The organism is Gordonia phthalatica (assembly GCF_001305675.1).
Taxonomy (GTDB): Bacteria; Actinomycetota; Actinomycetes; order Mycobacteriales; family Mycobacteriaceae; genus Gordonia; species Gordonia phthalatica.
In genome coordinates this window covers 3638193-3651874 of the sequence record NZ_CP011853.1, presented here as the reverse complement: position 1 = coordinate 3651874, position 13682 = coordinate 3638193, and the positions used below count along the sequence as shown (strand labels likewise).

General features: G+C 68.7%; 15 protein-coding genes. 11 read left to right on the top strand and 4 right to left on the bottom strand.

Translation table 11 applies throughout. The features are described from left to right. Window positions 1-18 precede the first annotated feature (18 nt). From ACH46_RS17145 to ACH46_RS17135, 3 genes are read right to left on the bottom strand one after another with little or no spacing between them, the layout of a single operon-like run. A complete protein-coding gene (locus ACH46_RS17145) occupies window positions 19-882 on the bottom strand; it encodes a metal ABC transporter permease (protein WP_062393993.1) in 864 nt (287 codons plus the stop codon). Beyond that, window positions 879-1754 carry a metal ABC transporter ATP-binding protein gene (locus ACH46_RS17140; protein WP_062395573.1) on the bottom strand — a complete coding sequence of 292 codons (876 nt, stop codon included), beginning with the start codon at window positions 1752-1754 and terminating at the stop codon, window positions 879-881. Before ACH46_RS17140 ends, ACH46_RS17145 begins: the two co-directional genes overlap by 4 nt. Next, window positions 1706-2605 carry a metal ABC transporter solute-binding protein, Zn/Mn family gene (locus tag ACH46_RS17135; protein WP_062393992.1) on the bottom strand — a complete coding sequence of 300 codons (900 nt, stop codon included), beginning with the start codon at window positions 2603-2605 and terminating at the stop codon, window positions 1706-1708. Before ACH46_RS17135 ends, ACH46_RS17140 begins: the two co-directional genes overlap by 49 nt. A gap of 187 nt (window positions 2606-2792) precedes the next feature. On the opposite strand from ACH46_RS17135, the gene mshA reads away from it, so the two are divergent. From mshA to ACH46_RS17105, 6 genes are all read left to right on the top strand, one after another. Beyond that, complete coding sequence (mshA, locus tag ACH46_RS17130; protein ID WP_062393991.1) at window positions 2793-4112, top strand: D-inositol-3-phosphate glycosyltransferase; 1320 nt, start codon at window positions 2793-2795, stop codon at window positions 4110-4112. Continuing rightward, complete coding sequence (locus ACH46_RS17125; protein ID WP_062393990.1) at window positions 4109-4699, top strand: type III secretion system chaperone family protein; 591 nt, start codon at window positions 4109-4111, stop codon at window positions 4697-4699. The genes mshA and ACH46_RS17125 overlap by 4 nt, the downstream gene beginning before the upstream one ends. 69 nt (window positions 4700-4768) lie before the next feature. After that, window positions 4769-5512, top strand: a complete 744-nt coding sequence (locus ACH46_RS17120) for a phosphoglyceromutase (RefSeq protein WP_062393989.1) — start codon at window positions 4769-4771, stop codon at window positions 5510-5512. Window positions 5513-5604: 92 nt separating this feature from the next. After that, entirely contained in the window at window positions 5605-5910 is a 306-nt protein-coding gene (locus ACH46_RS17115) for a GNAT family N-acetyltransferase (protein ID WP_062393988.1), read from the top strand. 211 nt (window positions 5911-6121) lie between these two features. Further along, a complete protein-coding gene (locus ACH46_RS17110) occupies window positions 6122-7303 on the top strand; it encodes a sensor histidine kinase (protein WP_082399760.1) in 1182 nt (393 codons plus the stop codon). After that, window positions 7300-7989, top strand: a complete 690-nt coding sequence (locus ACH46_RS17105; RefSeq protein ID WP_062393987.1) for a response regulator transcription factor — start codon at window positions 7300-7302, stop codon at window positions 7987-7989. Before ACH46_RS17110 ends, ACH46_RS17105 begins: the two co-directional genes overlap by 4 nt. Before the next feature lie 3 nt (window positions 7990-7992). Here the strand turns inward: ACH46_RS17105 and ACH46_RS17100 are convergent, their stop codons facing one another. Then, a complete protein-coding gene (locus ACH46_RS17100; protein WP_062393986.1) occupies window positions 7993-8856 on the bottom strand; it encodes a DUF3109 family protein in 864 nt (287 codons plus the stop codon). 101 nt (window positions 8857-8957) lie between these two features. Here ACH46_RS17100 and ACH46_RS17095 point away from each other — a divergent pair, with 101 nt between their 5' ends. From ACH46_RS17095 to proC, 5 genes are all read left to right on the top strand, one after another. After that, the gene (locus tag ACH46_RS17095; protein WP_062393985.1) at window positions 8958-9908 is read left to right on the top strand and encodes a Ppx/GppA family phosphatase; all 951 of its coding nucleotides are present in this window, start codon (window positions 8958-8960) and stop codon (window positions 9906-9908) included. Between the two features lie 105 nt (window positions 9909-10013). After that, the gene (locus ACH46_RS17090) at window positions 10014-10817 is read left to right on the top strand and encodes a hypothetical protein (RefSeq protein WP_062393984.1); all 804 of its coding nucleotides are present in this window, start codon (window positions 10014-10016) and stop codon (window positions 10815-10817) included. Window positions 10818-10836: 19 nt separating this feature from the next. After that, on the top strand, window positions 10837-11703 hold the full coding sequence (locus ACH46_RS17085) for a sugar phosphate isomerase/epimerase family protein (protein WP_062393983.1): 867 nt from the start codon (window positions 10837-10839) through the stop codon (window positions 11701-11703). Further along, window positions 11700-12557 (top strand): thioesterase family protein, encoded by an 858-nt coding sequence (locus ACH46_RS17080; RefSeq protein ID WP_062393982.1) that lies wholly within the window; start codon window positions 11700-11702, stop codon window positions 12555-12557. Before ACH46_RS17085 ends, ACH46_RS17080 begins: the two co-directional genes overlap by 4 nt. Window positions 12558-12625: 68 nt before the next feature. Further along, window positions 12626-13504, top strand: coding sequence for a pyrroline-5-carboxylate reductase (gene proC / locus ACH46_RS17075; RefSeq protein ID WP_062395570.1), 879 nt, complete (start codon window positions 12626-12628; stop codon window positions 13502-13504). The last annotated feature ends 178 nt before the right edge of the window (window positions 13505-13682 follow it).

The window sequence follows — 13682 nt, the reverse complement described above, 5'->3', positions numbered from 1 at the left end:
TCGAACTCGCAACACGGCCTAGTCTCGCGCGCGCAGCCCCACCGCGCGGCAGGCGAGATAGATCGCGAACGAGATGGTCGTGACGGTCACCGAGATCGGCAGTTCCGGCGCCAGGGACAGGATGAGACCGCCGACGGCGGCGATCTCGGCGAACACCACCGACAGGATCAGGACCGTCGTGGGGTTCGCGGTGAGCCGGGCGGCCGCGGCGGCGGGGGTGATCAGCAGGCTCATCACCAGCAGCGCGCCGATGATCTGCACGCCCTGAGCGGCGGCGAGACCGACGAGGATCGCGAAGACGATCGAGAGCGCGCGGACCGGAACACCCGAGGCGGCCGCGACCCGCGGATCCAGACTCGAGAACATCAGCGGCCGATAGATCGCGGCCAGGACCGTGACGATGACGACGGCCGTCACGGCGACGGCGATCAGGCCGTCTCGTCCGACGCTGACCACCTGACCGGTCAGCAGCGCGAAGCCGGTTCCGACACGGCCGTACAGGCTGAGGAACAGGACGCCGAGGCCGAGGCCGAAGGCCATGACCACGCCGATCACCGAGTCGCGTTCGCGGGCACGACGGCCCAGCACGCCGAAGACCGCCGCAGCGATGACGGCGCCGATCACGCCGCCGATGTTCACGCTGAACCCGACCAGCAGCGCGGCCGCGGCACCCGTGAACGACAGCTCCGCCGCACCGTGCACGGCGAAACTCATCTGCCGGGCGACGATCATCGGGCCCAGGAGTCCGCCGATCAGACCGAGGAGTGCGAGCGCGAGCAGCGACTGCTGCACGAAACCGCGCGACAGCAGATCGCCGGTCTGCGAGAAGTTCCAGAAGTTGCCGAGGTCGGCGGCGAGAACCGTAGTCGAAGGTGTGATCACAAGTCCTCTCCCGGGACGGCGAAGCCGACATCGGTGCCGAGCACGTCGCCCGGATAAGCGTGCACGTGACAGTGGTGGTCGTCCTCGCCGCCCACGACCACCAGGCGGCCGCCGATCCGCAGCACCTCCACCGGGCTGCCGTACAGCTCGGTGAGCGTGCGGGAGTTCATCACCTCGTCCACCGTCCCGATCCGGAACGATCCGCCGGCCAGGTAGAGCACGCGGTCGACGAATGGGAGCACCGGATTGAGTTCGTGCGTCACGAACAGGATCGACGTGTCCGAGGTGCGGCGGCGGGTGTCGAGCAGATCCACGACCGTCCGCTGGCTGGCGAGGTCGAGGCTGGCGAGCGGCTCGTCGCACAGCAGCAGCGCTGGATCGCGGGTCAGTGCCTGTGCGATCCGCAGGCGCTGCTGCTCTCCGCCGGAGAGGAGGCCGAGCGGGCGATGAGCGAAGCCTCCCGCCCCGACCTGCTCGATGGCGGCGTCGACCTTCGCGCGGCGTCGACCGATGCCGCGCAGCCCGAAGCCCCACTGACTGCCGTCGACGCCGAAGCCCACCAGATCGCGGCCCCGCAGCATCATGGTGTCGGAGTCCTCGGCGTGCTGCTGCGGCACGTAGCCCAAGGTACCGTCGGCAACGATCTCGCCTTCGCTGAGCTCGGTGTGCCCGAGGATCGCGCGGAGCAGGGAGGTCTTGCCGGAACCGTTGGGGCCGAGCACGGCGACGAACTCGCCGGGCGCGATCTCCAGGTTCAGGTCGCGCCACAGCACTCGCTCGCCGAAGGTGAGGCCGGCGTCGCGGAATGCGAGGACGGGCGCGCTCACGAGTTCAGGGCCTTGGCGAGCGCGTCGATCTGTGCGCGCTGCCATGCGATGTAGTCGGTGACGCCCTCGGGGAGCGTCTCGGTGAACTGGACCACCGGAACACCGGCCTTCCCGGCCGTCGCGAGGACGGCCTTGGTGCTGGAGTCGACGGCCTGCGTGTTGTAGATCAGCACCCGTGCTCGACGGGACGTCAGCAGGTCGTCGAACGTGGCGCGATCGGCGGCCGACGGCGACTGGCCCTCCTCGACGGCGTCGACGAATCCGGACGGAGCGATGTCGACCAGGCCGGCATCGGTGAGCAGGGCGACGGCCAGCGGCTCGGTGGACACGACCTCGGTTCCCGCGTGCTTCTTCTTGATGTCGGCGAGCGAGGCGCGCAGTCCGTCGATCTGCTCGACGAACTTCGCAGCATTGGCGCGGTAGTGCTCGGCGTTGACCGGAGCGATGGTCGCCAGCTCCTCGGCGACGGCCTTCGCGGTGTCGGCGACGGCGGCGAGATCGTAGAAGACGTGCTCGTTGCCGCGCGACTTGTCGACGCGGACCTCGTCGGCGACCACCTTGGCGCCCTTGGCCCCCTCGGCGGCCTGGGCCAGGAACTCGTCGTAGTGGCCGCCGTTCATGAGGATCAGGTTCGCGTCCTGCACGCGCGCGGTGTCGGCGCTCGACGGCTCGAACTCGTGTGGATCGCCGTCGGGGGAGGAGTACAGCGCGCGGACGTCGGCGTGCTCGCCGCCGACCGCCGACGCGACCGCCGCCCACACGTCGGTCGACGTGACGACGACGGGCTTGTCGGTCGCGACCGGCCCGTCGCTGCCTGCACACGCGGTCGCGACCGCTGCGGTGAGAAGCGCGAGGAGCGCCAGGAGTGCGCGTCGCGCGGTCCTGGTTTCGGTCATGCGGGGATCCCCCTTCGGTATCCCCGGTGAAGGGATAATGAAAATCGTTCCCGGCAAGTGTATAACCGCGACTCCCGCTTGTCGAAGCGATGCCTGCCTGCGCATACGTGCATGAAACGGATCGCGACCGCACCGTGGAAGCGATGGGCGGCCGCCACAGGTTTCGTCGATTCACTACTCTGGAAACATGACCGCTGGCCCCACCCCGAGGCGTATCGCACTGATCTCCGTGCACACCTCTCCATTGGCCCAGCCCGGCACGGGGGACGCCGGCGGGATGAACGTCTACGTGTGGCAGACGGCCACCCGGCTGGCACGCCGCGGCGTGGAGGTCGAGATCTTCACGCGCGCCACTTCGTCGACCGACCAGCCGGTGGTCGACGCCGCGCCCGGCGTCACCGTCCGCAACGTGGTCGCCGGCCCGTTCGACGGCCTGGACAAGCGCGACCTGCCCAGTCAGCTCTGCGCCTTCTCCGCCAACGTGCTGCGCGCGGAGGCGGCGCAGGAACCCGGCCACTACGACCTGATCCACTCGCACTACTGGCTGTCGGGCCAGGTGGGGTGGCTGGCCCGCGACCGCTGGGGCGTCCCGCTGATCCACACCGCGCACACTCTCGCAGCCGTCAAGAACGCCTCGCTCGCCGACGGCGACGCCGCCGAGCCGATGGTCCGCGTGGTCGGCGAGCAGCAGGTGGTCGACGAGGCCGACCGGCTGATCGCCAACACCGCCACCGAGGTCGCCGAACTGACCGACATGTACGGCGCCGACCCGTCGCGCATCGACGTGGTGGTCCCCGGCGCCGACCTGGACCGTTACTCCCCGGGTGACCGCACCGCCTCCCGCGCCGAACTCGGCCTCGCGCCCGACGACGTCCTCGTCACCTTCGTCGGCCGCATCCAACCGCTCAAAGCGCCCGACGTGCTGGTGGCCGCGATGGCGCCGCTCCTCAAGGCCGACGCGACCGGACGACTGCGGGTGATGGTGGTCGGTGGACCGTCGGGCAGCGGGCTGGCGCAACCGACCGCCTTGATCGACCTGGCACGCGACCTCGGCGTCGCCGATCGCATCGACTTCCTGCCGCCGCAACCACCCGAACGACTGGTGCACGTGTACCGGGCCTCCGATGTCGTCGCGGTGCCCAGCTACTCGGAGAGCTTCGGTCTGGTCGCCATCGAGGCCCAGGCGTGCGGCATCCCGGTGATCGCCGCCCGCGTCGGCGGACTCGGGGTGGCCGTCCAGGACGGTCGGACCGGCGTGCTGGTGGACGGCCACGGCATCGACGAGTGGACCCGGCGACTGTCGGAGCTGCTCGCCGACCCGGCCCGTCGTGCCGACATGGGGCGGGCCGCGGCCGTGCACGCGAGCCAGTTCTCGTGGGAGCACACCACGGACGCGTTGATGGCGAGCTACTCGCGGGCGATGTCGGCGTTCGGTCGACATGCACAGACCGACTCCGGACGCTTCGGGCTCCGGCGGTGGAGAAACAGAGCAAGGATGATGGTGTGAACCTCGACGAGACGGTCGACGCGCTGATCGCAGCGCTCGACGAGAACGAGATGGAGTACGTCCGCAAGTCGTCGGGCGGTGCCAAGTCCGAGCACTTCGTGCTGGAGCTGCCGGGTGAGCGGAAGCTCAAGACGACGGTGCTGCTGACCGCGGGCGGACACGGTGTGCGGGTGGAGGCCTTCGTCTGCCGCCGCCCCGACGAGAACCACGAGGCCGTCTACCGCTGGCTGCTGAAGCGGAACCGGCGCCTGTACGGCATCGCCTACACACTCGACAACATCGGCGACATCTACCTCGTCGGCCGGATCGCGGTCGACGCGATCACCGCGACCGAGGTGGACCGCATCCTCGGCCAGGTCCTCGAGGCCGCAGACGGCGACTTCAACCAGATCCTCGAGATCGGCTTCCTCACCTCGATCAAGCGCGAGTGGGCGTGGCGCAAGGCACGCGGCGAGTCGATGCGCAACCTCGAAGCCTTCGAGCATCTCATCGATGAGAACGACCTTCCCGAGATCGCCCCGCTCGGCGACCCCGACGCCCTTCCGGTGTGGTCGGTCGGCGACGGGCCGAGCCAGTCGTCGGAGTAACAACGATCCCGACGGCATCGCGCCGGAGCGGCTGGGTGCCTCGCCGATCCGTGTGGGAAACTAGCCGACATGAGCAACGGCACCCTGATTCTGATGCGGCACGGCGAGAGCGAGTGGAACGCGTCCAACCAGTTCACCGGTTGGGTCGACGTCGCACTCACCGACAAGGGACGGGCTGAGGCCGTCCGCGCGGGCGAACTCCTGGTGGAGCACGACCTGCTGCCCGACGTCCTCTACACGTCGCTGCTGCGTCGCGCGATCATCACCGCGCAGATCGCGCTCGACACCGCCGACCGCCACTGGATCCCCGTGGTCCGCGACTGGCGCCTCAACGAGCGTCACTACGGCGCGCTGCAGGGCTTGAACAAGGCGGAGACCAAGGAGAAGTACGGCGACGAGCAGTTCATGCTGTGGCGTCGCAGCTACGACACCCCGCCGCCCGCCATCGACGCCGACAACGAGTACAGCCAGGTGGGCGACCCCCGCTACGCCGGCATCGAGGTCCCGCTGACCGAGTGCCTGCAGGACGTCGTGAAGCGCCTCATCCCGTACTACACCGAGTCGATCGAGGCCGACCTCCGCGCGGGCAAGACCGTGCTCGTCGCCGCGCACGGCAACTCGCTGCGCGCCCTCGTGAAGCACCTCGACGGCATCTCCGACGAGGACATCGCGCATCTGAACATCCCGACCGGGAACCCGCTCCGCTACGACCTCGACGAGAACCTCCGTCCGGTCACCGTCGGCGGCGTCTACCTGGATCCGGAGGCGGCGGCCGCGGGCGCGGCAGCCGTTGCGGCACAGGGCAACAAGTAGCGAAACGCCGCATCCTCGCACACCCCGCGCACCCGGTCCCGCATCGTCGGGGCCGGGTGCGCGTCCGTGTGGCCTGCGCTACATTGGATGTCATGGCTGACGGCACTCTCGAGGTAACTCATCTCTCGGTTCAGGAGCGTTACCGCGCTGATCTCATCGACGACGACAACGACCCGGTGGAGGTCGGTTATGTCGACTACACGCAGGACGGCGATCGTCTGGCGTTGACCCACACCGTCGTCTATGAGCGCTTCGGCGGTCGCGGATTCGCTGCGCAGTTGGTGAAGCACGTGCTCGACGACGTGCGTGCCAACGGGCAGACGATGGTTCCGGTCTGCTCGTACGTGCAGAAGTACGTCGAGAAGCACCCGGAGTACCAGGACCTCATCTCCGACTGACCCGAGTCCTCTCCGAACACCGCCCGCGCGGCGTCGACGTCATGGCGTGGACGCCGCGCGTTAATGTCCGTGCAACCCAGGTCAACCGGGCGTGAACGGGCATCGAACACTGTCCTCCCGGGCTGCGAACTCAGGTGGACGGGACGTAAGATCCGTGTGTGCCCTTCGGGCACGCGAAGTGTCCATGTCGTTGTAGCGGAGCAGGGGAGTCGTGCGGGGCGAAGAACCGAATTCGGTCACCACCCGATCCGACGACTCGGTGGCGCCTGACACCCCTCTCGAAGATCTGGTGATCGTCGATGAGCGACGGTCGCGCCCGGACCTCCTGGGTCTCATCGTCGCGCACACCGCGACCGGCATCATCGCCGTCGACGAGTTCCACAACGTGGTGCTCTACAACAAGCGCGCCACCGATCTCGGCATGTTCCGCGACACCCTCGCCGACGGCATCGCCGAAGCGGTCACCGAAGTCTTCATCACCGGCGTCGACCGGTACTTCGACTTCGTGCCGCCGTCGTCGACCCTCGGTTTCCTCTCGACCGGCCGCACCGCGCCCCGCGCCGTGGAGAACGTTCGCTGCAACGCGCGCCTCGCCATCTTCGAAGGCGTCCGCTACGCGCTGATCTTCGGCGACGACGACTCCACCAACCAGCGCGTCGAGGCCACGCGACGCGACTTCGCCGCCAACGTCTCCCACGAACTGAAGACGCCGCTCGGCGCCATCAGCCTGATGGCCGAGGCGATGCTCGAATCCCGCGACGACCCTGAGGCCGTCGACCACTTCGGGCGGCGCGTGCTCAAAGAGGCGACGCGGATGGGTTCCCTGGTCAACGAACTGATCGGCCTGTCGCGCCTGCAGGAGGGCCGGATTCCGGACTTCGCGCAGGTCGACGTCGACCCGCTGATCGACGACGCCCTTGCCGCGGCGAGCGTCAGCGCGGAGGTCGCCGAGATCAGCCTCATCACCGACGACCCGATCGGACTGCACGTCCAGGGCGACCGGACCCTGCTGCTGACCGCGCTCTCGAACCTGCTGGTGAACGCCATCAACCACTCGTCCGCGGGCGATGTGGTGTCGGTGAGCCGCAAGGTCTCGAAGGTCGACGACGTCGACATGGTGTGCATCGCGGTCACCGACCGTGGCATCGGCATCGCACCCGCCGATCAGCAGCGGGTATTCGAACGATTCTTCCGCGTCGACAAGGCGCGGTCTCGCGCGACCGGCGGCACCGGACTGGGGCTGGCGATCGTGAAGCATGTGGCGGCCAGCCATGGCGGTCATATCGGGTTGTGGAGTCGACCGGGAACCGGTTCGACGTTCAGCCTGTACATCCCCATCGACCCGTCGGACAGCGACACCGGGTCGGCGAACACAGAGGAACTGACGAGTTGACGCACGTACTGATTGTCGAAGACGAGGAATCGCTGGCCGACCCGCTGGCCTTCCTGCTCCGCAAAGAGGGGTTCGAGGCGAGCATCGTCAACGACGGCGCACAGGCGGTCCCGACCTTCGAGCGGATCAACCCCGACATCGTCCTGCTCGACCTGATGCTCCCGGGCGTCTCGGGCACGGAGATCTGCAAGACCATCCGTTCCAAGTCGACGGTGCCGGTCATCATGGTGACCGCCCGCGACAGCGAGATCGACAAGGTGGTCGGCCTCGAGCTCGGCGCCGACGACTACGTCACCAAGCCGTACTCGGCGCGCGAGCTGATCGCCCGCATCCGCGCGGTGCTCCGCCGCGGCGGAGCGGCGGAGGAGGATGACGACGCGGTGATCGGCGTCGTCGAGGTGGGCCCGGTCCGCATGGACGTGCAGCGGCACACCGTCACCGTCGCCGGCGACGAGGTGACGCTCCCGCTGAAGGAGTTCGACCTGCTGGAGTACCTGCTCCGCAACTCCGGGCGCGTCCTGACCCGGAGCCAGCTGATCGACCGAGTGTGGGGCGCGGACTACGTCGGCGACACCAAGACCCTCGACGTGCACGTGAAGCGTCTGCGCTCCAAGGTGGAGCCTGATCCCTCGCAGCCCCGGCACCTCATCACGGTGCGCGGCCTGGGGTACAAGTTCGAGAGCTAGTTCCTACAACTGCTCGTACTTGATGTCGTTCTCCCGACGACTCGTCGCGGCGGCGGTCGCCGGATGCACGGCCACCAGGCCGAGCTCGTTGCGGCGGCGGCACGCGGCGGCGAGGACGTCGTACGCGGGTTCGCCGATGAGGGCGATCAACTCGGGCTTGTACGACTCGAAGACCTGGCGGGCACCGGTGTGGGCTTCGGGGGATCCTGAGCAGTACCAGTCCAGGTCGTGGCCGCCCTCGCCCCAGCCGCGGCGGTCGAACTCGGTGAGCTGGGTCTTCAGGATCTCGGTGCCGTCGGGCCGTTCAACCCACTCCTGCGTGCGCCGCATCGGCAGCTGCCAGCACACCTCGGGCTTCACCGTCAGCGGCTCCAGACCCTTGCGCAGCGCCATCGAGTGCAGCGCGCACCCGTATCCGGCGGCGAAGCCGGGACGGTTCAGGAAGATGCAGGCACCGTCGTGCAGGCGGGTCTTGAGGGCGGGCTCGTTGTCGAGGTCCTCCGCCTCCTCCAGGTAGCCGCGCCTGCCGAGCGGATCCTTGCCGGAGCCCTCCCGGTAGAACTGCCAGTCCTCTTCCGTCAGCATGGCGACGCCGGCCGCGAGAGTCTCGCGATCCTCGTCGTCGGTGAGGTACGCGCCGTGTGTGCAGCAGCCGTCCGACTGCCTGCCGGCGATGATCCCGTGACACGCCGGGGTGCCGAAGACACAATTCCACCGCGACAGCAGCCACGTCAGATCGGCGCTGATGAGGTGTTCGTCGTCGGCGGGGTCGACGAACTCGAACCATTCGCGCGGAAAGTCGAGGGGGACTTCGGGGACCGGGGCGGTGCCCCGCGCAGCCCCGGATTTCTTCTTCGACCCGGTCACCTGGTCTCCCCTCGGATTTTTCATCTCCCTTAGATGAATTCAACGAACCACCGTAGCCCTTCGGTTAGCGTGGAGGCCGACGGCACAGTAATTTTGATCGGGTGCGACTAGGAGTGCTCGACGTGGGCAGCAATACCGTGCATCTGTTGGTGGTCGATGCGCATCGGGGTGGTCATCCCAACCCGATGAGTTCGACCAAGGCGGTGCTGCGTCTTGCCGAGGAGATCGACGACACCGGCAAGATGACCCAGAAGGGTGCCGATTCGCTCACCGCGACGGTCAAGGACTTCACCCGGATCGCGAAGGCGTCGGGCTGCGAGCAGGTGATGGCGTTCGCGACCTCCGCGGTCCGCGACGCCACCAACACCGACGCGGTGCTCTCGCAGGTCAAGAAGGCGTCGGGCCTCACCGTCGACGTTCTCGAAGGCGTCGACGAGGCGCGGCTGACCTCCCTCGCGGTGCGCCGCTGGTACGGCTGGAGCGCCGGCCGGATCCTCACCTTCGACATCGGCGGCGGCAGCTTGGAGCTGACCAGCGGGGTCGACGAGGAGCCGGAGGTGGCGCTGTCGCTGCCGCTGGGCGCCGGCCGACTGACGCGCGAATGGCTGCCCGGCGATCCGCCGAGCAAGCGGCACGTGTCGGTGCTGCGCGACTGGCTCGACGCCGAATTGAAGCAGCCCGCGAAGGAGTTGCGGGCCGCGGGCAAGCCCGACATCTCGGTGGGGTCGTCGAAGACCTTCCGTTCCCTGGCGCGACTGACCGGTGCCGCACCGTCGGGCGCCGGACCGCGGGTGCGCCGCACCCTGACCGTCAGCGGTCTGCGCCAGCTGATCGCCTTCATCTCGCGGATGACCGCAGCCGATCGCGCCGACCTCGAGGGCGTCAGCTCCGATCGGGCGTCGCAGATCGTCGCGGGCGCGCTGGTCGCCGAGGCGGCGATGCGCGCCACCGGTGTGGATACACTGGAAATCTGTCCGTGGGCTTTGCGCGAAGGCGTCATTCTTCGCCGACTCGACGCGGAGCCAGCGGGGGTCATGGTCAGCGCCGGTTAGCCGAGTAGTCTCGACACGAGCACTCGCCTGGAGTGCGCGAGACCACATCGGGCAATAGGACACCGAACACAGATCAACGCAGAATGACGGGGGTTCGAGGGAGATATGGCGAAGGATTCCGAACCGCGCGCGAGGCCCATCACGGTCTCGGAACTGATTGCGCGGTCCGAGGCCGGCGGCTCAGCATTCCCGAAGTCCGCATCGGAGGAGGATCGACGTTCGCTCCGCCGTGCGGGAGCTTCCGGCATGCCCGCGCATCCGTCCGTTGAACCCGACGCACCGGCGGACGAACCGGGAGCGGAAGCCAACGCCGTCACCGGCATCATTCCGATCGTCCGCGACGACGACGTCGATGACTTCACGACGGCGCTGGAGCCCGTCGCCGGCGACGACCTGGTGGGCGTCGACCTGCCCGAGATGCCCTTCGACGACGAGACGACGACGGCGGTCGGCGACGTCCCCGCCGCCCCGGCCCCGGCGGCCCTCGTCGACGTGGCCGACGACGAACCCGGATCCGGGCACCGCCGCGTGGCGTCGTCGGCCGACCTCGAAGCCGCGCAGGAGGCCGAGGACGAGGCCGACGCGGAAGTTGCGAAGAAGGCGCGTGCCGCCGAGAAGAAGGCGAAGAAGTCCGAGAAGGAATCGCACGGCAAGTCGGCGTTCCTCGGCTGGCTGGCGCTCCTCGGCGAGGTGGTGCTCGGTCTGGCCGTCGGCGCCGGACTGTTCTGGGGCTTCACCGAACTGTGGAAGCGGTACGTGTACCTCGCGCTGATCCTGGCCGTCGTGGTGATCTTCGCGATCGTCACCTTTGCGCATGTGCTGCGCAAGCGGGACCTGCCGACGACGCTGCTGGCTCTCGGCGTCGGAATGCTGGTGACGATCGGGCCGCTGGTCCTTTTGGCGGCCTGAGCCGATCGACGTGGCGAACATGCGTTTCCCGATCCCGATCGGGCTGTCGACCGCTTCGGTCTATCCGCAGAACACCGAGGCAGCCTTCGGCTACGCCGCCGACCTCGGGTTCGACGGCATCGAACTGATGGTGTGGGGCGAATCGGTGAGTCAGAACGTCGCCCAGGTGGCGCACCTGTCGCAGCGCTACCAGGTTCCCGTCCTGTCGGTCCATGCGCCGTGCTTGATCATCTCGCAGCGGGTGTGGGGCCGCGACCCCAAAGCCAAGCTGCGGCGATCGGTGCAGGCCGCGGAGGATCTCGGGGCGTCGACCGTCGTCGTGCACCCGCCGTTCCGCTGGCAGCGCGACTACGTCCGTGCCTTCGACGACCTGGTCCTGGAACTGGAGGCGTCGTCGGACGTCTCCGTGGCCGTGGAGAACATGTTCCCGATGCGCGCCGACCGGATCTTCGGTGCGGGGGAGCGGTCGGCGCGTCGGCTCATCGATCGCGGCGGAAAGCCCGGGGCCAGCGCGTCGGCCTTCGGCAAGTCCATCGATCCCACCGATGACGGCTACGACCACTACACGCTCGACCTCTCGCATGCGGCCACCGCGGGCGTCGACGCCCTGGCACTGCAGTCCCGCATGGCCGACGGACTGGAGCACCTGCATCTGACCGACGGCACCGGCGCGGCGCACGACGAGCACCTGATCCCCGGCGACGGCTCGCAGCCGTGCATCGAGGTCTGCCGGAGGCTGGCCGACAGCGACTTCTCCGGGTCGGTGGTCCTGGAGGTGCACACCGGTTCGGCGCGCACCAAGAACGAGCGCGCCGCCATGCTCGCGCGTTGCCTCGACTTCGCCCGCACCCATCTGCATCGAGATCTGAAGGAACCGACGCCATGACGACGGAAGCCCCGTCCGCCTCCCTGACTTCGCTGACCGAACTGGAGGCCGGCGCGGTGTCGGCCGACGGCGTCGTCTACACCGGTCACCTCGATCCGGTCTTCACCATCGGCCCCAAGGTGCACGGCGGCAGCCTGCAGATGATGGTGGCCGCGGCCGCGAGCCGGGCCTTGACGCAGCTCGCCGACCCCGCGGTGGGGACCGCGGTGATCGCGGTGGCCAGCGACTACCTGGCCGCACCCGATCCGGCCGCGGTGGACCTGCACGTCGCGCTGATCAAGACCGGCCGCACGGTGTGGCTGGTGCGCGTCGACGTCCGGCAGAACGGTCGACTGATGGTCACCTCCACGGTGACGCTCGGGCGGCCCGATCACGGTGAGGCGCGGTTCCGCGGCCTCACCCCGGTCGCCGACCTGCCGCCGGAACCGCCGACCGGGATCGCCGACTTGACCTCGTCGCCGCTCGGCGACATCTTCCACCTGAACGCGGCGGTGGACGTGGTGCTGGACCTGGAGCGGTTCCCCGCACTCCGCGGCGAGACCGGGGAGCCGGTGATCCGCGGCTGGGCGCGACCGCGCACCGACGTGACCGCCGACGTGCACGCCCTGTTCCCGGTGCTGGTGTGCGACGTGTCGCCGCCGGTGGTGATGAACCTCGGCATGTTCGGCTGGGCGCCGACGGTCCAGTTGACGACTTATGTGAACCGCGTCCCCGCGGCGGGCTGGCTCAGATTCGCCGCGTCGAGCCAGGACGTGGGGCAGGGCATGTTCGCCGAAGACCACGTGGCGGTCGACGCCACGGGCGCCACCGTCGCGCAGTCGCGGCAACTGGCCCTCCTGCCCGCACCGCGCTGACCGGTCGTCGCCACTGGGCGGCGACCACTTCAACACTTCGTACAACCATGTGAAAGGTAGTGATCGCCATGACCGAACGGGTCGCGATTATCGGTGGCGGCAAGATCGGTGAGGCACTGCTGGCCGGTCTGATCGGTTCGGGGAAGCCCGTGAAGGACCTCGTCGTCGCGGAGCGATCCGCGGAGCGTTCGGCGGAGCTGGTCGCCGACTACGGCATCCGCGTCACCAGCGACATCGCCGACGCCGTCGAAGGTGCGCGCGTGGTCGTCATCGCGGTGAAGCCCGACGCGGTCGACGGCGTCCTGCAGGCGCTGTCGGTGACCGACGACGACGGCGAGCTGGAGCGGATCACGGTGACGCTGGTCGCCGGGATCCCGACCTCGCGGTACGAGGCGGCGCTGCCCGCGGGCTCACCCGTGGTCCGGGTGATGCCGAACACCCCGATGCTCGTCAACGAGGCGATGTCGGCGATCAGCCCCGGCCGGTACGCGAGCGAGGAGCAGGTGGCGCTGACCGTGCGGCTCATGGAGGCCGTCGGCAAGGTGACGGTGGTTCCGGAGAAGCTGATGGACGCCGTCACCGCGATCTCCGGATCGGGGCCGGCCTACTTCTTCCTGATGGTCGAGGCCATGATCGACGCCGGCGTCGCACTCGGTCTCACCCGCCCGCTGGCGAGCGAGCTCGCCGTCCAGACGGTCAAGGGGGCGGGCGTGCTGCTGAGCGAGTCCGGGCTGTCGCCGGTGGAGCTCCGGGCTGCGGTCACCTCGCCCGCCGGGACCACCGCGGCGGCGTTGAAGGAGTTCGAACGAGCCGGTCTGCGGCACGCGGTGAACGAGGCGACAGCGGCCTGCGCAGAGATCAGCGCCAAAACTGCACGTCGAGTGGAAGTTGAGGGTTCTAGCCAGGGAGTTCAGGTCGGCGCCGAGACCGCAAGCGAGCAACAGTAGCGCCCCAGCCTGCAGGAATGCGGGATTTCCGGTGGGCGCGGCGAGTCGAAGCCACTTGATTCCGCCACTCACGTCGCACTTTTCACATTGGTCACGCTAGGCTGCTAGCAGCACGTACGTGTCTGATGTCCGCCGGAGGGGAAGCCGGTGGCCGCGATGCGTGCACCGAAGGTTGGTA